Origin of the sequence: Salinisphaera sp. G21_0, from assembly GCF_017744115.1 — a bacterium.
GTDB lineage: Bacteria > Pseudomonadota > Gammaproteobacteria > Pseudomonadales > Endozoicomonadaceae > Endozoicomonas.
Genome location: NZ_JAGHQW010000018.1, coordinates 69,363 through 87,547 on the forward strand (window position 1 = coordinate 69,363; position 18,185 = coordinate 87,547).

16 protein-coding genes are annotated in these 18,185 nt (G+C 48.6%); 5 read left to right on the forward strand and 11 right to left on the reverse strand.

Features of this window, described 5'->3' with window-relative positions:
• Positions 1 to 161: 161 nt before the first annotated feature.
• The 3 genes from J7439_RS10330 (at position 162) to J7439_RS10340 (ending at position 1,481) form a co-directional block, all read left to right on the forward strand.
• The gene (locus J7439_RS10330; RefSeq protein ID WP_353623037.1) at positions 162 to 377 is read left to right on the forward strand and encodes a ChuX/HutX family heme-like substrate-binding protein; all 216 of its coding nucleotides are present in this window, start codon (positions 162 to 164) and stop codon (positions 375 to 377) included.
• A 258-nt stretch (positions 378 to 635) separates the two neighbouring features.
• Positions 636 to 1,001, forward strand: a complete 366-nt coding sequence (locus J7439_RS10335; protein ID WP_209201735.1) for a hypothetical protein — start codon at positions 636 to 638, stop codon at positions 999 to 1,001.
• A gap of 129 nt (positions 1,002 to 1,130) precedes the next feature.
• Positions 1,131 to 1,481, forward strand: coding sequence for a hypothetical protein (locus J7439_RS10340; protein ID WP_209201736.1), 351 nt, complete (start codon positions 1,131 to 1,133; stop codon positions 1,479 to 1,481).
• A gap of 180 nt (positions 1,482 to 1,661) precedes the next feature.
• Here the strand turns inward: J7439_RS10340 and J7439_RS10345 are convergent, their stop codons facing one another.
• From J7439_RS10345 to ahcY, 8 genes are all read right to left on the reverse strand, one after another.
• Complete coding sequence (locus tag J7439_RS10345; RefSeq protein WP_353623040.1) at positions 1,662 to 2,606, reverse strand: FAD:protein FMN transferase; 945 nt, start codon at positions 2,604 to 2,606, stop codon at positions 1,662 to 1,664.
• 67 nt (positions 2,607 to 2,673) lie between these two features.
• Positions 2,674 to 5,688 (reverse strand): NADH-dependent flavin oxidoreductase, encoded by a 3,015-nt coding sequence (locus J7439_RS10350; protein WP_209201738.1) that lies wholly within the window; start codon positions 5,686 to 5,688, stop codon positions 2,674 to 2,676.
• A 729-nt stretch (positions 5,689 to 6,417) separates the two neighbouring features.
• Positions 6,418 to 8,019, reverse strand: coding sequence for a YopJ family acetyltransferase (locus J7439_RS10355; protein WP_209201739.1), 1,602 nt, complete (start codon positions 8,017 to 8,019; stop codon positions 6,418 to 6,420).
• Between the two features lie 114 nt (positions 8,020 to 8,133).
• The gene (locus tag J7439_RS10360; protein ID WP_209276920.1) at positions 8,134 to 8,661 is read right to left on the reverse strand and encodes a DUF3332 domain-containing protein; all 528 of its coding nucleotides are present in this window, start codon (positions 8,659 to 8,661) and stop codon (positions 8,134 to 8,136) included.
• Positions 8,662 to 8,849: 188 nt separating this feature from the next.
• A complete protein-coding gene (locus tag J7439_RS10365) occupies positions 8,850 to 9,575 on the reverse strand; it encodes a 16S rRNA (uracil(1498)-N(3))-methyltransferase (protein ID WP_209201741.1) in 726 nt (241 codons plus the stop codon).
• A gap of 97 nt (positions 9,576 to 9,672) precedes the next feature.
• On the reverse strand, positions 9,673 to 10,533 hold the full coding sequence (gene metF, locus J7439_RS10370) for a methylenetetrahydrofolate reductase [NAD(P)H] (RefSeq protein WP_209201742.1): 861 nt from the start codon (positions 10,531 to 10,533) through the stop codon (positions 9,673 to 9,675).
• Positions 10,511 to 10,663: a hypothetical protein gene (locus J7439_RS10375; protein ID WP_209201743.1), complete on the reverse strand. Its 153-nt coding sequence runs from the start codon at positions 10,661 to 10,663 to the stop codon at positions 10,511 to 10,513. Before J7439_RS10375 ends, metF begins: the two co-directional genes overlap by 23 nt.
• A 153-nt stretch (positions 10,664 to 10,816) precedes the next feature.
• Positions 10,817 to 12,232: an adenosylhomocysteinase gene (gene ahcY / locus J7439_RS10380; RefSeq protein ID WP_209201744.1), complete on the reverse strand. Its 1,416-nt coding sequence runs from the start codon at positions 12,230 to 12,232 to the stop codon at positions 10,817 to 10,819.
• Positions 12,233 to 12,410: 178 nt separating this feature from the next.
• On the opposite strand from ahcY, the gene J7439_RS10385 reads away from it, so the two are divergent.
• Positions 12,411 to 13,289: a hypothetical protein gene (locus J7439_RS10385; RefSeq protein ID WP_209201745.1), complete on the forward strand. Its 879-nt coding sequence runs from the start codon at positions 12,411 to 12,413 to the stop codon at positions 13,287 to 13,289.
• Between the two features lie 80 nt (positions 13,290 to 13,369).
• On the opposite strand, the gene metK is transcribed toward J7439_RS10385, so the two are convergent.
• Positions 13,370 to 14,533 carry a methionine adenosyltransferase gene (gene metK, locus J7439_RS10390; protein ID WP_209201746.1) on the reverse strand — a complete coding sequence of 388 codons (1,164 nt, stop codon included), beginning with the start codon at positions 14,531 to 14,533 and terminating at the stop codon, positions 13,370 to 13,372.
• Between the two features lie 101 nt (positions 14,534 to 14,634).
• On the reverse strand, positions 14,635 to 15,597 hold the full coding sequence (locus tag J7439_RS10395) for an ArsR/SmtB family transcription factor (protein ID WP_353623038.1): 963 nt from the start codon (positions 15,595 to 15,597) through the stop codon (positions 14,635 to 14,637).
• Between the two features lie 491 nt (positions 15,598 to 16,088).
• On the opposite strand from J7439_RS10395, the gene J7439_RS10400 reads away from it, so the two are divergent.
• Positions 16,089 to 17,483 carry an Npt1/Npt2 family nucleotide transporter gene (locus J7439_RS10400; RefSeq protein ID WP_209201748.1) on the forward strand — a complete coding sequence of 465 codons (1,395 nt, stop codon included), beginning with the start codon at positions 16,089 to 16,091 and terminating at the stop codon, positions 17,481 to 17,483.
• A 37-nt stretch (positions 17,484 to 17,520) separates the two neighbouring features.
• Here the strand turns inward: J7439_RS10400 and J7439_RS10405 are convergent, their stop codons facing one another.
• Positions 17,521 to 17,949 (reverse strand): hypothetical protein, encoded by a 429-nt coding sequence (locus J7439_RS10405; RefSeq protein WP_209201749.1) that lies wholly within the window; start codon positions 17,947 to 17,949, stop codon positions 17,521 to 17,523.
• Positions 17,950 to 18,185 lie beyond the last annotated feature (236 nt).

Below are 18,185 nucleotides of genomic sequence, written 5' to 3' on the forward strand. Positions count from 1 at the left end.
GGCAGTGCTTCATCATACCGCAGACATGAACTGGAGCAGGAATTTTTAGCAAATAAAACCACTATTCACTAAAAATTTCCGACTTTTTATCCTCAATTTTCTGCCATCCTCGCTACGGGGTCGCCTATTCTCGGTCAGCCTCCTACTACCTACTATAAGAGGTGCTGCGGGATATCAAAACCTTGGGCGAACTGACACTGGTTATCGATGTGGATGGCTCTATTTTTGAAATGGTCGGCCATTTCCCGAAAGGTGGGGAGAAGTTCGGCTATTTCAACCTGAGCGACCGCCGTACCCCGCTGAAAGGACATCTGAAGGTGGATAATGTTACGGTGTTCGCCCTGGTCAGAAGGCCATTCCACGGTGTAGAAACCTGAGTCGGGATAAAGAGAAGAATCTGTTACCTGAACAGCTGGAAAAGTTTGAGGCACTGAAGAAACTCTCCGCCGCCTGAAACATGTGCGATTTTTATGGTGTGGTCTACTCGAAAGGTCAGCCTGAAAATCCCCATGACCGGCTATGCCGGTCATGGGGTTTTGGAAAAAAGGATCCAAATTGAACTTTGCACCTGTTGGTATTGTCGGTAATGTCAAAGTGCCAAACACTTTCACTTTTTAGTACTCAGGTGGTTTACAATGCAACCTCTCTTCTTAAGATATAATAATCCAACAAATCCTCCGGATTCCCTGCCATTATTTGAACAATCCGAAAAGATTCTCATAAAAGCCGTCGATTCATTTCTAGGCGGAGTAATTGCTTCCACAGCATCTCTGGACATTCATCGGTATTTTAACGGGCCTGCCGAGGATTATGCCCGGCAGAATTTGGTTGGTTATGAAAAATTTAAATATGATGGTCTTCAAAATGGTGAAATCAAAGTAGTCAAGCTTTTTGTATATCCGTTAATTCTATTTGTTGCCCAGGGAGGTCTGGCTGATTGTAGCACTCTGGCTAAATCGATATACGACAGAGTATGTAGCCGACTTGCATCACATTCATGATCAAAATTGAAGTGCAAACTCGCTCTTTAAAGAGCGTGTCAAGTTAAGACTGTCACAAACCAGTGAGTTTCAATTGAGGGTTTACCCGTGTTGCCCATCTCTCATCCTTCAGCATCAGCCAATTGTCAAATGCCCTCCGGGTTATTCCCGGAATTTAAAAAAAATATCGCAAGCGGTGTCTTCTCAATTGCCATTGGCGTGGTGACAGTTGCTATCTGTAACCATATTGATACTGTTTTTGATGTACCGGCACAAGAATCACTTGCCAGGAGTCTGGGGCCTGATAAATACAATGAATACCTGGACCTCCGGCAAGATGCGTTAATATTTGCTGCTGAAGCAGCGGTATTGTCATTTTTTGTTTTTTTCGCTAACCCTCTGGACACTTTGAACAAAGCTGGTAAATCTCTTTACGACAGGGTCTGCAGCAATTCTGTGCCTTCCAGCACTAGTGTTACAAACCAGGAAAAATGTAATTGAATGGCTTATTCCTGATAATGAACAAAGAAAAATAGTCATCTTTAATTTCATGAGTCCACAGAAGAATTTTATGAAACATCCGGGCTAAAGCCCCGGAGTCTGTTGACGTTTCGTTGTAAGTTCAGCGGGACGCTCAGGCTGGTGCAGATGGGTGCCATCCTGGATGGTGACAGTTTCTATTCAGCGCAAGGCAATATAACGACCATGGTCAACCAGTCCATCGGTCACCTGAACGGTGCCATCCTTTGCCACAACAACGGCTTCAATAAATGCCTGTTGACATAAATAGTGCAACGCATCATCCGCCGAGGATAAAAAGCCGGCAGTACTCCAGATTTCACCATCAACGGAGTGTTTGGAAATAATGGTCAGACTGGCAATATCCGTGGCAATGGGCATACCTGTTTGTGCATCCAACAGGTGGTGGTAACGCTGACCATTGACATCAAAATAGCGTTCGTTAATGCCAGAGGTGACCATGGAGGCATCGTTCAATGGCAGCGCACGAATAATGGAGCCCCGCTCTGCCAGAGGGTTTTGAATACCTACATTCCAGGCCCGGTTGGCATTGGTGGGTGAGTGACCGATGGTGACCACATTGCCCCCCAGACTGATAAAGCCGTAGTCAACACCGGCGTTGACCAGCGCTTGTTTGACCTGATCGGCAAAATAGCCTTTAGCGATGGCTCCCAGGTCGATCTCCATGCCGGATTGACGCAAAAATACCGTTCTCTCCTGTTCGTTCAGGACAATGTTATCGGGATCGACCAACGCCAACCGTGCAGATATCTCCGCTGCTGAGGGCAGTCTGGCATCCCGAAAGCCGATGCGCCAGAGCTTGACCAGAGGGCCAATGGCAATATTGAAGGGGTTGTGTCTGTCCTGGCTTGCCGCCTTGGCGACGTTGATCAGGTGAAAGAGATCGGAAGCAACCGCGATTGGTGCAATGCCTGCATTCTGGTTGATGCGCATCAGTTCCCCATCTGGTTGATTGACCGTGAACCGCTGGGCGTATTGGGAAAGTTGGTGATAGGCCGCTTTGAGCAGCTGCTCACCATTTTGATGATAAACGACCAGATCAATCAATGTTCCCATCATCTGGAATCTGGTCTGGTACTTGTGCATGAAATAGTTCGCTGCTAAAAAGCCCGCCACTCCGCGAGGGCAGGCTTTTGGTTGTCGCCGCTATACCTTAAACAAGGTCCGCCGCGCTTTCACCGGCAATACGGCCAAACGTGAAGATATCGATCAGGGCGTTACCACCCAGACGGTTACCGGCATGGATACCGCCAGTGACTTCACCCGCTGCGTACAGGCCAGGAATGATGTTACCGTCCTTACCAATCACTCGCGTGCTGGTATCGATCTTCAAGCCACCCATGGTGTGGTGAATAGAAGGCTGACGTGGTGTGGCGTAGAACGGTCCCTGCTCCACCTTCAAGCCGAACGCACTCTTGTTGAATTCAGGATCGTGACCCTGCTCAACACACGTGTTGTACTGCTTGATGGTTTGCACAAATTCCGCCTGTGGCACACCGATCTTGTCAGCCAGTTCTTCCAGCGTATCCGCTTCCACGATGATGCCCTCGCTGATTTCACGGGCGATGGTTTCATCGGAGGTGTTGGCTGCTGTTTTGCGAATCTCGGCATCGGCAATCATGTAAACGGTGCCGCCGTTGTCGAAGAAGGAGTCTGCCAGCTTATCGCGGCTGCCGCACTCATCGACAAAACGCTTGCCTTTCTGGTTAACGAAGACAAAGTTCTCCGGTGGTACAATCAGGCCAGTCAGCAGAGCACCGGACTTCGGATCACCGATTGGCATCAGCTGGGCAAAGCCCATTCCCACCAGCTCGGCACCGACTTTTTCGCCCATTTCGATACCATCACCCACCAGCGCAGGGGAGTTGGTGGTTTTGATATCGTCAGCAATATTTTTCCAATAGGTGTTGTACTTCTTGATCATCTGGGTATTGGCACCAAAGCCGCCAGAAGTCATGACCACACCGTGGCTCGCTTTTACGATCAGCTCATTACCGTTGGCCTGGATCGCCTTGACACCCACAACCTTGCCATCTTCAACGATCAGGTCGGTAGCCCGGGTATCGGTGATGATACGACCATTCTGTTCCAGAATGCGCTTTTGCAGCTTATCAACAAACTCAACGCCTTTTGGACGCTTTGGCTTGTGGGCACGACGCCACAGGGCACCAACAGCGATATCCACCAGGCCACGCTCAAACTCGATACCTTTCTCGCTCAGCCAGTCGATGGACTCCATGGAGCGGGAAGTCAGCTGCTTGACCAGATCGTATTGACCATAGATGGTTTCGCCATTCAGGTCGGTACGCTTACCGCCCAGGTAGGTCTGGATGCGGTGCAGTTCAACCGAGTCGAACAGGTATTTCTTGCCATGGTCGTGCTGGTTGAAGTAATCATCCAGCTGTGACTTCAGGGTACGGAAATCGTCCAGATATTCACCGACGAACTCAGACTCTGGTGTCTGAGCCAGGGCCATCAGGGTCTCTTTTTCACCCGCCAGTGCCGCGAAATCACCCTGCCACGCGGGTTCAGCAGCATTAACCCAACCACCAGTACGGACCGTATTACCACCGATAGCCGGGAACTTCTCCAGCAGGATAACCGACTTGCCTTTATCCAGGGCTGTCAGTGCCGCACTCAAACCGGCACCGCCACCACCGATCACTACCACGTCGGCGCTCTCTTCGATGGTTTGCGCGGTCCACTCAACCGCTTTGCGAGCTTTCACACGCAGAGCCTCGGAGTGACCACCGGCAAGATCAACCGCATTGGAAACACCGTCAATCACCGCCTGACTGCTGACGGTTGCGCCGGAGATCACGTCAATATTGAGCGTCTGCTCATCAACGATCTGCTGTGGAATACGCTCAAAGGCCGGGTTGGCAATACCATCTGACTCTCTGGAAGAGTCCACCACAATCTCAAGAATCTCATCTTCAGAGAAGGTTACCGTCACCGGCAGGTCACCATTGTGACCACGGCCGTAAGCGGTATAAGTGCCAGGCTGGAAACGGATCTCAATACCTTGCAGCTCTTTGATGCGCTGATGTTTTTCCGCTTCTGCGGCACTGTCGACAATCATGTAATCCATGATGTCCCACAATGGCGTCGGGATCAGCAGGGCTTCCTGCTGAGCGATATCGGCGAACTCGGCGCAGGTCTCATTGTTCAGAGCCTTGGTTGCCCAGGTAGGTTCAACCAGGTAGCCCTTGCCTACGGCCACCATATCGTAACCCTGGGACAGCGCTTTTTCCCCGTCGGCAGTCTGGGCAATACCACCCACACCGATAACCGGCACGCTGGCAACCGCCTCAGACTGCATTTGACGATACTTGTTGATCAGTGGCTCTTTGTCTTCCGGGTTTACGATGGAGTTACGTGCCCAGCTGCCCATAGAGAAGTGGAAATAATCCAGGCCTTCTGTCGCCAGTTTATCCAACAGGAACATGGTATCTTCAAAGCGGATACCCGGCTCTTCAATCTCTTCAGGTGAGAAGCGATAACCGACAATGAAATCAGCCTTGTTATGAGACTGTGCCACCTGCTTGGTTTTGGCCAGAACAGCCAGCGGGAATGTGGTGCGTTTTTCAATATCGCCACCCCACCGGTCATTTCTGCGGTTGGAGTGTGGCGAGAAAAACTGCTGGATCAGGTAAGTGTTGGCACCGTGGATTTCAACACCATCAAAACCGGCGACAATGGCACGGTTCACGGCATTGCCGAACAACTCGATCATCTCTTCGATTTGCTCTTCGGTCATCTCCAGCGGGGTTTCCGCATTATCACGCAGAGCAGCGACAGGGCTGGCCGAGATCGGTTTATGGCCACCATTAAACTCGGGCGTTGCCATACGACCGGCATGGTAGATTTGCAGAATAGCTTTTGAGCCTTTGGCCTTGATGGCATCCGCCAGTTGCTTCAGGCCAGCAATTTTGCCATCAGTATCGATACCCAGTGCGCCGGGGAAAGCTCTGCCGTAATTTTCCACAAAAGCACTTTCGACAATTACGGCACCCGCATCGCCAGAGCGAGCGGCGTAATAGGTAATCATCTGCTGGGTGACGCCGCCATCAAAAAAGGCGGATTGAATCGTCATCGGAGCCATCACGATACGATTCTTGAACTTGTTACCTGATTGAAACAGAACTTCGTCGATCAAATGAGCCATCAAGACTTCCTTATTTCACCCCAATGACCGTACAAACGTTTGCTCACTGGGCTGACTGTTTATGGAGTAAATACTTTTGTTAAGACCAGTATCAAGACAAGGGCTCAAAATTAAGCCCAGCGAAAAATCATCGGCATTTTTTCACACCATCAACTTTGCATGTATAGTGATAAACACCCATATATCCCTCTGAGTTACGTGAGGTTTTTCTATAAAAATGGTTTTGGGGAGCTAATTTAGGCGATGCCGAAGACAGCTGCTGAAACAGGACCCAAAACAGGGGATAGCTGGAGGTTTCTGATAAGGTGGGCACTGATTTTTTTCGGTAATAAGAAAGTCAGTAGCAGGGAGAAGTAGGTTAGTTTCGTATTTCAACCGTATTCTCATCAACTGACAGATTAGCTTTGGTCACCATAGCTGAGGTGTCCATCTGCCTTATGACAGCAATTTCCAGTCTTCAGCTGGAGCCCGGGCAATTCATGCTTCAGGGGACCCGGCAATGGGCCTCCCACTATTCTTTGCAACTGTTGCGAATACACTTTATGGAGAGAGTGCATTAAGTAGTTAACCAAATGGAATCGTATTTTCTGACCAAGTGGGCAGTCACTCTCGGCAACTGCTCCTGCGTTGCTCTAGCTCCTGCATCCATGCAGTCGTGCGGCGTCACAACTCCGGTCACATAGCTAAGGCTATACTCGCTTCGTTGTGCCTTGCATAGTAACTGCCCACTTAGCCAGAAAATACGATTCCATTTGGCCAACTACTTATCGATCTTTTTTTTTTAGGATCCGATTGACGCAGAAAATACTGACTGTTTCCCGTTTGCCGTTTAGAACCAGTGCGTGAATCAGATGCACGGATATCATCAACTACCTCAACATTTTGTGTATTCCCCCCTGCCTTGAGAGCCGCATAGTCTGCATAAGATTTATACAACTTGGCCAGGGCAGCGTGATTTTCAGGATGGCTTTGCCCCTTGTAGCCATACTCTCGCCAATATTGTTCCAAGGTTAAATCCCAGACCTGTTTATGCCCGATTATTGAATTCCTCTGCTCAGGTGACGCACATGCTGTATATTGGCAAAGCTTCAAGAGTTCAGCAGGCAGCATACTTACGGAAATTTTCCTGATATTTTCTTCTCCGGCTTCAGGTTCGAGGGCTGCCATATTATTAAGAACTGAGCACCATCGCTCAGGATTCTTAGAAAGATATTGCACTGTTTTTATAGCAAAAATACCGCAAGAGCTAAAATCCTTTTGTATAGCCTCCCGGGTTACTGAAAAAATAACTGAGTGATTTTCGAAGTTGGATTTTATTCTTTTTATTAACTTCTTTCTTACTGTCTTTGCCAGATCACTTTCACAGCCTACAGTCTCATGGATATGACAATATACTTTATCCTTCTGGACATACATTGATGTAACTACCGTATGATACCATGGCCGGTCTTCATAAACCCAACATATCAGACGGTTTTTTTTCTGTATCAGAACCATATTTTCCGTAATTTTAAGGAAAATAGCTATTTCAGCATCACAGCTCGAACAAATCCAATCAAAAAATGGTCTTATATTTTTCTCTACCTTACTTTTTAATAGCTCTTCAATGGCATGCAGTGGAATAAAGAGTTCACCATCAACTTGATGATCCAGGGTTCGTACCTGTCCATTGTCTTCGTGAAGAAATACCGGGCCTGACTGTCTTACTAGTGGATTAGCGTCAAAAGTAGTTTTGTAAGATGCGCTGCGGCCTATTTCCTTCCATACTCGCTTGTCATTTTGAAATTCAAGTTTAAATAAGGATGACTCTGAGTTCCTCAGCCAGACATCTCCCCCTGTGTAACTCTCAAATCTGATTGTTTTGTTTTCAGATAATGGTGAAATGCTCACTTGACTGCCATTAGTAATAAGCATAACTTTTCCATCTTTTTCTACTTCACGGTCGCAAACATCTAAATAGTAATCTATAGTTAACGCTTTGCTAGAGGCATTAAAAAAAAATGCCTCACATTCATCGCTATTATTTAGAATAATTCCATTCTCCAATCCAACCTCTTGAAAAGGCCGATCAAATACAAACTGATATGCATTGATTTGATCTGGAGAACCATGAAAATCAAATACTCGTATTGTGTATTCCTGAAGAGACTTGAATTCATCCAAAATAGATTCCGGAATATATTTTTTTCTTTCTCCTCTGGAAAGCCCTTCTATTACACAACGCCTACTATTAAATACATTCGAACCTGAATATGGCCTGATTCTGTCCAGGACCTCGTTTTCCAGGGGAGATAATATACTTTTTGATGAGCTACTACCTATTTCTAACATTACTGTTCCAAATCAAGTATAAAACTCATTTAGACTAACTATTTTTTTTATAGTTCCAGATTAGAAAATCCGGACACAACCAAACCCGAAAAGGGAGCTCAAGGCTCCCTTATGTTAAGACTGCCTGGCAGCGATATAATCATTCAGTTCTGCAACCTGAGCGGTAGCAACAAATTCTCCATCCATGAAGAAGCTGACTTCCTCACCGGACTTTTCACCACGCATAATGGCCTGCTGACCGTCAGTGTAGGTCACGTGCATTTCAACGGTATTCTCATCAACCTGTTTGAAAGACGCAGAGGTAATACTGTCCAGAGGTACATCAGTCATGGACTTGTCCAGCTTGTGGTTGACCTTGAAGATGGCATCAACAGGCATATCAACAACCGCTGGAGACTTGCCGGTAATGGGGTTGGTGCCGGTCCAGAACTCGATGGTATTGAAAATAAAAAAGTCTGCAGTAGCGGCAATACCGTAAACCGGGCTGAGCAGCATGAACAGTCCGGCACGACCATAACGGTTATCGACAACCGACAGGTTAGCTTTGGTCACCATAGCCGAGGTGCCCATCTGCCCCATACAGCCAGTCATTGATGCGGCAAACACAGCAATAGCCAGCGCTTTAATCGCCATCTTTTTCATGAATTATTTACTCCAACATCATCCAGGGCGGAATGAGCCGCTTGCCCGGGACAAAATAATCAAAGAGCCTGAAAAGCGACCTTTTTCATAACCAAAGACTCTCACTAAAAGGATGACGCATTATAGGATTTTTACCTCGGCTGACCAGCTATTGAACTGTGCCACTTATACTGATTCTGTAGGTACTATCAGTAATCTCCCCAGAGGTACTGCATCAGCGTAATCGCCACTACTGGCGCAGTTTCCGTTCTAAGCACACGGGGGCCTAATGCCAGTGGGTTAAAACGGTGGCCCTCAGCCAACTCAATTTCCTGAGCGGTTAAACCACCCTCCGGGCCAATCAGCAGAGATACCGATTCTGGCTGTGCAAAACCACTGAGTTTCTCTCTGGTTCGATGATGCAGCACAAAGTTCAGCTCGGTCCCCCGGGTGGTGAGCCAATCTTCCAGCTTAACGGGCGTATGTATGGTCGGTACGATATTACGGCCACACTGTTCACAGGCACTGATAGCCACCTGTTGCCAGTGTTTGACCCGTTTATCCAAACGTTCTGCATTCAGCTTCACCTCACAACGCTCACTCCATAATGGGGTAATGGCGGTAACACCCGCTTCCGTTGCCTTCTGAATGGCATAATCCATACGCTCACCACGGCTGAGTGTCTGACCCAGCTCAATAGTCAGGGGAGACTGGGCATCACCCTCGATAAACGATTCAAGATAAACGGTAACCGACTTTTTGCTAACGCTCTCTACGGTTCCCTGCCAGGCTCCCCCTTGACCATTAAACAGCACCAGGGGCTCTGAGGGTCTCATGCGCAAAACACGGCCGACATGATTGGCGGCATTTTCGGAAAGTTCGATAGAGCAGTCAGCCTGAAGCGGCTGCGCTGAATAAATACGGGGGTTTCTCATGGAGGGGCACTGGGTTGAGAGTTATGAGTTACGAGGGAATAGTTAGCAAGGATAATAATACCATTAACAATTCCCTCACAACTCATAACTCACGCCATCAATCAGCAGAAATGCCCAGGTTATCGCAGATACCCTGGCAGGGGGCTGCCTGATTAAGCGTATAAAAGTGCAAACCCGGAGCACCACCTTGCAGTAACCTCTCACAGAGCCGGGTCACCACCTCTTCACCAAACTGTTTAATACTGCTGATATCATCGCCATAGGCTTCCAGTTGCTTACGAATCCATCTTGGAATCTCGGCACCACAGGCATCGGAAAAACGAGCCAGGCGGCTATAGTTGGTGATCGGCATGATTCCGGGAACCACCGGGAGATCAATACCCAGTGACCGGGTACGCTCCAGGAAATAGAAATAACTGTCTGCATTAAAGAAATATTGGGTAATCGCCGAGTCCGCACCGGCATCCACCTTACGCTTGAAGTTTGCCAGATCCTTTTCCATATTGAGTGCCTGTGGATGGACCTCCGGATAAGCGGCAACCTCGATATGGAAATGATCCCCGGTTTCAGTACGAATAAACTCCACCAGCTCATTGGCGTAGCGGAGTTCGCCACTGTCACGTCCCATTCCTGAAGGCAGATCACCTCTCAGGGCAACAATACGCTCTACGCCCTGGTCACGGTAAAAGTTCAGCAACTCTTTGATCTGCTCCCGGGAGTCACCAACGCAGGAAAGGTGAGGAGCGGTTGCTATACGTGTCTGGTTCTGAGTTGACAGCACAGTTTCAAGGGTTCTGTCCCGTGTTGAACCACCAGCTCCATAGGTCACCGAGAAAAATTCCGGTTGGTATCTGGCCAGACTGAGGGCATTCTGCTCAAGTTTTCGGGCACCCTCTTCTGTTTTAGTGGGAAAGAACTCAAAGCTGACAGGAGTATTATTGGTTATTGTATTTGCCATGGTATTCACCAGCAGAGGTCGCTGGCTGGTAAAGAGACATCAGCCAGCGAAAAAGACATCCAGGAGGCTGTCCGAGAATAGACTGCCCTACCGGCAACCGCTCCTGCGTTGCTCTAGCTCCTGCATCCATGCAGTCGTGCGGAGGCAGCAAATCGGTCTAAAAATTCCATTTTGCTCGGCAAATAGCCCCGCTATTCACCTCACAAAACGGAATTTTTATCCTCAATTTTCTGCCATCCTCGCTACGGGGTCGCCTAGACGGGCGCTATTCTCGGTCAGCCTCCTAGTACTTGTAATCGTCGCTCTTGAAGGGGCCATCAACAGGTACATTGATGTAGTCAGCCTGGCCTTGAGTCAGCCGGGTAATCACACCACCAAAGCCTTCCACCATATAGGCAGCGACTTCTTCATCCAGTTTCCTGGGTAGTACGGTCACCGCCAGCTTGTCTGATTTTTGATCGGCTGGCAGATCAGCAAATCCTGCTTCATAAAGATGAATCTGAGCCAGAACCTGATTGGCAAAAGAACCGTCCATGATACGCGACGGGTGTCCGGTAGCATTACCCAGGTTCACCAGTCGCCCTTCGGACAGCAGTATCAGGTGATCATTGCAAGAGTCATCCCGGACAATCTTGTGAACCTGCGGCTTGACCTCTTCCCAGGTCCAGTGGTCCCGCATGAACTGCGTGTCTATTTCGGTATCAAAATGGCCAATATTACAAACCACACAGCCATTTTTCAGGGCTTTCAGCATGTAGCGGTCACAGACATGGACGTTACCCGTGGTGGTCACCAGCAGGTCAGTAGTGGCCAGCAGCTCCCGATTGATAGAAGCTTCGGTGCCATCGTTAACACCATCAATGTAGGGTGATACCACTTCAAAGCCATCCATACAGGCCTGCATGGCACAGATCGGATCCACTTCCGTTACCTTGACAATCATCCCTTCCTGACGCAACGAAGCGGCAGAACCTTTACCCACATCACCGTAACCAATCACCAGTGCTTTCTTGCCCGCCAGCAGATGGTCGGTGGCCCGCTTGATGGCATCATTCAGAGAGTGGCGACAGCCATACTTGTTGTCGTTTTTACTTTTGGTAACCGCATCATTGACGTTGATTGCCGGTACTTTCAGGGTGCCTTTTTCCAGCATTTCCAGCAGGCGGTGAACCCCGGTGGTGGTCTCTTCAGAAATGCCGTGAATGTTGTCCAGCAGTGCAGGGTACTTGTCGTGTAACAGCAGTGTCAGGTCACCGCCGTCATCCAGCACCATGTTGGCATGCCATGGCTTACCGGCACCATCGAGGACCGTCTGCTCGATGCACCACCAGAACTCTTCTTCGGTCTCACCCTTCCAGGCAAATACTGGTATGCCCGCAGCTGCAATGGCGGCGGCGGCGTGATCCTGAGTAGAAAAGATATTACAGGAAGACCAGCGTACCTCAGCACCTAGCACTACCAGCGTTTCAATCAGTACTGCAGTCTGGATGGTCATATGAATGCAGCCCATGATCTTTGCGCCTTTCAGTGGCTGAGAATCACGGTATTTGGCTCTGATCGCCATCAGTGCCGGCATTTCACCTTCGGCAATCTGAATCTCACGCCTACCCCAGTCCGCCAGGGAAATATCAGCCACCCGGTAGTCCGAGCCCTTGGTGGAGCTTTGCAAATCAGCAGTTAACTCAGGGTTAGCACTCATAAAACGTATCCTGTTCTGCGTATTATCCGAATTGGTATAGATTCTAGCAGCGGCAACAATCTATATCAATAAATTTTGATATAGACTTATTGCTTGAACTATTACTGGCAATTTCAAGTCCAATGCTCCCCTTACAAAGAGCCTTGACAATCGAATTATTAATCACCGGTAAACCATCATGCAGACTTCAAACTCTAATTCATCAATTCCATATATTCGTTTAAACAACATTTCTAATCCCGAAAATGAAGCTTCCGGAAACTACACAAAACAGGCAGAAGGAAATTTTAGTGGGCACAGAGTTGAAAAATTTGAACCGGATTCACATAGCCAGAGTCATTTATTGGATACAACAAATACACAACAAATGAAAAGTCATAATTTACTTTATGATCGTGTCAGTAAAGCCCTGGAACAGAAATTTCATGGCTCAGAGAAAGCTTCCAAAAGAAAACTGGTAGCCAAGGGTGCGTTACCAGAAATAGGTGCAAATGTTCTTGGTGGCGCTTTGCTTGGTTTGCAGCCCATTCTTGTTGCCACTAGAGGCATTGCAGCAACTGCTGTTTTAGTTGGAATTACAGTGGACTCATCAGCCTTACCTGGCTGCGCTCACGACGTGAATGCAAAACATTTCTTCCATGAAAAAAAATGGTTCCAGCATTTAGTTGGCAAAGGGCATATGGAACTGTTTTTGAAAGAAGTACCTGAAGACGATGATATAAACGCATTAGAAGCCTGCGTAGTGAAAATCAATGAACAACTATCGGAAGAGCAATTTGATAATACCTATAAATCCCTCAAAAAAGCACTACGTTGGAAAAACAGTAGAAGACTTAAGCAAGAGTTAAAAACTATGGGGCCTCATGCTTTCAACATATATCTGGACCTGGCGAAACAGCGACAAATTGAAAATCAACGTACGAATGTCTCACTCATCAGCAGTAGTCATACTGATGAGGTGACACACTTATCGGAAGAAATGGAAAAGTTACAAAAAGCCCTTCTGGATTCAAAGAAAGCTGGTATCGACAATCCTGCCTTTACCGATGACATTTAGTCTTTCCTCCAGACAGACAACAGTAAGTAGTTGACCAACTACTTATATGGGCAGCATTACCACTGCCCTGACTCCAGTGATTAAAGGCCTGCTGCCTTGCGAAGCTGTTCCGCTTTATCGGTACGCTCCCAGGTGAATTCGGCCTCTTCCCGGCCAAAGTGGCCATAGGCTGCCGTGGACTGATAGATTGGACGCTTGAGATCCAGCATCTTCACCAGTCCACCGGCACGCAAATCAAAATATTCACGAACCAGTTCAACGATACGCTCATCGGACACCTTACCGGTGCCAAATGTGTTAATGGAAATCGAGGTAGGCTCAGAAACACCAATGGCGTAGGACACCTGAATTTCACAACGATCCGCCAAACCGGCGGCAACAATGTTCTTGGCGACATAACGGCCTGCGTAGGCGGCAGAACGGTCAACCTTGGATGGATCCTTACCGGAGAATGCACCACCGCCATGACGGGCCATGCCACCGTAGGTATCAACAATAATCTTGCGTCCGGTCAGTCCACAGTCACCAACAGGCCCGCCAATCACAAATATACCCGTCGGGTTAATGTGGTATTTGGTGTCTTCATGGAGCCAGCCTTCCGGGAATACAGGCTTGATAATCTGCTCCAGCACTTCACGACGAATTTCATCCAGAGAGACATCCGGAGAGTGCTGGGTAGAAAGCACAACGGCATCAACACTCTGCACCTTGCCATTCTGGTCGTAACGCATGGTTACCTGACTCTTGGCGTCAGGACGCAACCAGGGTAACACACCATTCTTGCGCAACTGCGCCTGGCGCTTAACCAGCTCATGGGCATAGTAAATGGGAGCAGGCATCAGCACCGGTGTTTCATTGGTAGCATAACCAAACATCAGGCCCTGATCACCAGCACCCTGTTCACGCTCATCGGTTTCATCAACACCAACGGCAATGTCCGGAGACTGCTTGCCAATGGCATTCAGAACCGCAACGCACTCACCATCGAAGCCCAGGTCTCCATGGTTATAACCAATGCTGGTGACGACATTACGAACCAGCTCTTCAATATCAACATAGGTTGTGGTGCGCACTTCACCGGCAACAATCACCATGCCGGTTTTCACCATGGTTTCTACCGCAACCCGTGCTTCCGGGTCATCCTTGATGATGGCGTCCAGAATAGCATCAGAAATCTGGTCAGCAATTTTGTCTGGATGCCCTTCAGATACCGACTCCGATGTGAATAGCGAATACTCAGACATAGCCGTTTTACCCTCTTGAAAAAATTGAGTGCGCCTCTTTGATTCCATGAAACCGTCTGTTCATAAAATACGTTCAATTGAGGCGTTAACCAGGTCATCGTTTATCCGGCAAGGAAGAAACGTCGGACCTGGATCTGAAAACCATTGCGTAACCCCAGATACTGGGATTCACCGCTGATTAATCCCGCTTTATCCGCCCATTGAGCCAACTCGCCGGCACTGAAACCAAGCCACAGATCACCACAGGACTCCCGAACCCAGTCCTGGTCATGATGGCTGAGTTCACTGATAAACAGGCTCCCACCGGGCTTCAATAGTCGGGAAGACCAGTTAAAGATATCCGCCGGGCTGGGAACATGATGCAGCACCATATTGATGACGATACAGTCAAAGGCGCTGGTCATGTTGCTCAGCGACTGGATCTCGCCATGAACAAAAGTGACATTGCCAATGCCTTGCTGTTTGGCCAGCGCCCGGGAGTAACTCAGCATTTTTTCCGAGTTATCCAGTGCGTAAACCAGCTTGAACACAGAGGCGAGTGTTGGCAGAAAATTTCCCTCACCGGGACCAAGCTCAAGGGCCAGGCTCTGTTCAGGAAAGTCAGTAGTCTCAATAAGGTCTGCCACCGTTTCAGCATAGAGCTGGTGCTCGGCAATCAGCTCCTGGTGCTGACGGAATTCTTCGCTATTCCGGGCAAAAAATGCCTGGGACAGTTCCGCCCGCTGCAGGCGAATGGCCTGAAGCTGTTCGGCAAGATCATGAGGTAGCGGTATACCATCCACCGCCTGAAACAATGAGCGGACAACCCCTTCGAGATGACCTGCCGATGTGGGCAGGGCCCGACGGTAGAAAACCGTGTTGCCTTCTTTACGGGTTGAGACTAGCCCGGCCTGAGACAACACCTTCAAATGATGGCTCATGGCTGGCTGACGCATGGCAAACACACCGCTCAGCTCCAGCACACCGAGAGACTCTGTGCTCAAGACCCTGAGAATCTGTAATCTCAGAACATCACCACTGGCTTTGCTCACCGTGGCCAGCTGCTCAAAAGCATCCGTCAACACACGTCATCCTTTCCAATCACTTACTTTCCAATCACTTACTTTCCAATCACTTAAGCACAGTAAATCATTGACTCATTTACCGGGATATTCGAAGGGAGGAGTTTAGCAAGAGCCAAAATCTATATCAAAATATTTTTATATACAATCAATAGACACAAGAAATCCAATCTCTGCACTATATTTATCCAGCACTTTCTGTGCCCGAATTAAGGCAACTGCTGAGCATCAGTATTAGGAGGCTGTCCGAGAATAGACTGCCCTACTGCGGAGGCAGAAAATTGGTCTAAAAATCCACTTTTGTTCGGCAAATAGCCCCGCTATTCACCTCACAAAACTGAGTTTTTATCCTCTATTTTCTGCCGTCCTCACTACGGGGTCGCCTAGACGGGCGCTATTCTCGGACAGCCTCCCGGAAGCAATAACGGGAGGTAGGAAACACGCTGTATATGACTAAAAATTCATCCAGAAACGTTGCTGGCAATTCAAATTCAATGCTTTATCTGCAAATTGCCATGCTGTCCTGTTGCACCTTCAACTTTGACATACTCTGGAACCTGAAAGAGTCGCTGCTCATTACCCGTCTTGGTGCGGAAGCCATTCCCTTCATCAAGTTGATCGTTGTCATGCCTGTCGCTTTTATTTTTTTAATCACCTACAGCTTTCTGGCTAACCGGCTCAGTAAACGTACCCTGTTTGCCGTTGCGTTAATCCCTTTTCTGATCTGGATGCCATTGTTTTCCATGGTTATTTATCCAAACCTGGAGTCTTTCGCCCCCACCGCAGCGCTTGCCCTCCTGTCCCCACTCATCCATGCAAACCTGCAATTTATTGTCGGCATGGTCTATTACTGGCCCCTGACGCTGTTCTTTGCCGTGGCGGAACTCTGGGGGTCGGCGGTGATCTGCACCCTCTTCTGGACAGCCGTCAATGATTTCCACAATGCCCAGAGTGCCACCCGGCAATATCCCCTGATCACCATGATCGGCAGCAGCGCATCCATTATTTCCGGCCCAATGCTTTACTACTGCGTTTCCAGGGGAGTTATGGCCCCGGATTCAGGCTGGCAGGAGAGCCTGGAGATCTTATCACTTCTGTTCGTGCTTTTCGGGCTGTTGATTCTGCTGCTCAATGAATACTGCTGCCACTTAACTTCGAAAAACCTCACAGATCCCACCAGCCAGAAGACACACACCCCGACCAACCTGCCGTTGCTGGCCAGCGCACGATACCTGTTGCGCTGCCCGTACCTGGCCAGCATTGCGCTGGTTATGCTGGCTTATTGCATCGCCATTAACATGGTTGAGCTGGCCTGGAAAAGCCAGCTGGTGCAGCTGTACCCCTGTGAGGCAGACTACTCGATGTTTATGGGCAAGGTGGCCATGATCAGCGGCATAGGCAGTCTTATCTGTGGTCTGCTAACGCCAACCCTGCTGAAGATCAGTTGGTGGGCAGCGGCTTTTGCAACCCCCATCATTCTGACAGCCACGGCCCTGCCTTTTTTTCTCCTGGCCATGTTTCAGAAATCACAGGTCAGCTTGTTCGGTATCTGTTATATGGATCTGACCATGATCGGCTTGCAGATCGGCATGTACTGCCATGCCCTCGGCAAGTCGGCAAAATACACGCTGTTTGATGCCACCAAGGAGATCTCTTTCGTACCTCTTGATGCTGAGCGAAAGTACAAGGGGAAAGCGGCTATTGAGTTAGTGGTGAGTCGGGTTGGCAAATCAGGCAGCTCTTTCTTTCAACAGATTTTAATTACCCTTTTTGGCTCCCTCAGCCTTGCCATGTCCTGGCTGGCAGGGGCTTTTATACTGGCCATTGCCCTGTGGCTAATCGCCATCAAGCATTTGGGCAGACATTACCATGAGCGAACAGAACCATAAAACTGACCAACTGATGCCCGGATTGTGAAGCCTGTCTTTATTTCCAGTGCTTATCGATCAGCATTGCTCCTTCCGGAATATGGCCTGCACAACCAGGCACAGGACACTGAGGATAACCTGAAATGTTCACGCCATTCAGACCCCAGGACCAGATGCCATCCTGGCGGTAGTCATGCATCACTTCCTTATTACTGACATAGGTATTGGAGTCATTCTGCTGGCCAGCGGCCATCCGGCATTTTGTACAGTATTCGTCATGCATTTTTCCTTCTTCACCAGCAGTTTTGGCATTTTTTTTACCGTCAACCTTGATCTTGTAATCTGACAGCGCTCTCTGGTTACTCTGTGGCAAAGATTGCTTTGACTCTATCGACATGGCTCTCTTATGGACAGTTTTCTCCTTCTTTGATTCTGGCGTGGTAAAACTATCCCTGGGTAGCGGTTGGTTGCCAGCTAAGGGGCTCATAAAGCCTCCGGAATCTTACGCCCAAAAAAAAATGTGCAGATGTGACACCACGCACCGGTGATAGTTCAGCGTTTCAATCACTTCAATAATAGGCCTGCCTTGTTTGCCATCTCACCAGTTGTTTTCAATCTCACAGGCAGCAATAGCAGATTATTTCTCTGCATCTAAAATGAATTGTTCAGTAAACCAATATGGATGAAGAATGCTGCCGGTTTCGCTAAACTAGCGCGCGAATT

What these genes read in the sequence shown, in the direction of transcription:
- J7439_RS10400 (WP_209201748.1), top strand. Translation starts at nt 16,089, where the DNA reads ATGCTTTATCTGCAAATTGCCATGCTGTCCTGTTGCACCTTCAACTTT.
- metK (WP_209201746.1), bottom strand. Translation starts at nt 14,533, where the DNA reads ATGTCTGAGTATTCGCTATTCACATCGGAGTCGGTATCTGAAGGGCAT.
- J7439_RS10365 (WP_209201741.1), bottom strand. Translation starts at nt 9,575, where the DNA reads ATGAGAAACCCCCGTATTTATTCAGCGCAGCCGCTTCAGGCTGACTGC.
- J7439_RS10355 (WP_209201739.1), bottom strand. Translation starts at nt 8,019, where the DNA reads ATGTTAGAAATAGGTAGTAGCTCATCAAAAAGTATATTATCTCCCCTG.
- J7439_RS10375 (WP_209201743.1), bottom strand. Translation starts at nt 10,663, where the DNA reads ATGGATGCAGGAGCTAGAGCAACGCAGGAGCGGTTGCCGGTAGGGCAG.
- J7439_RS10350 (WP_209201738.1), bottom strand. Translation starts at nt 5,688, where the DNA reads ATGGCTCATTTGATCGACGAAGTTCTGTTTCAATCAGGTAACAAGTTC.
- J7439_RS10385 (WP_209201745.1), top strand. Translation starts at nt 12,411, where the DNA reads ATGCAGACTTCAAACTCTAATTCATCAATTCCATATATTCGTTTAAAC.
- J7439_RS10405 (WP_209201749.1), bottom strand. Translation starts at nt 17,949, where the DNA reads ATGAGCCCCTTAGCTGGCAACCAACCGCTACCCAGGGATAGTTTTACC.
- J7439_RS10345 (WP_353623040.1), bottom strand. Translation starts at nt 2,606, where the DNA reads ATGCACAAGTACCAGACCAGATTCCAGATGATGGGAACATTGATTGAT.
- J7439_RS10335 (WP_209201735.1), top strand. Translation starts at nt 636, where the DNA reads ATGCAACCTCTCTTCTTAAGATATAATAATCCAACAAATCCTCCGGAT.
- J7439_RS10340 (WP_209201736.1), top strand. Translation starts at nt 1,131, where the DNA reads ATGCCCTCCGGGTTATTCCCGGAATTTAAAAAAAATATCGCAAGCGGT.
- metF (WP_209201742.1), bottom strand. Translation starts at nt 10,533, where the DNA reads ATGGCAAATACAATAACCAATAATACTCCTGTCAGCTTTGAGTTCTTT.
- J7439_RS10360 (WP_209276920.1), bottom strand. Translation starts at nt 8,661, where the DNA reads ATGAAAAAGATGGCGATTAAAGCGCTGGCTATTGCTGTGTTTGCCGCA.
- ahcY (WP_209201744.1), bottom strand. Translation starts at nt 12,232, where the DNA reads ATGAGTGCTAACCCTGAGTTAACTGCTGATTTGCAAAGCTCCACCAAG.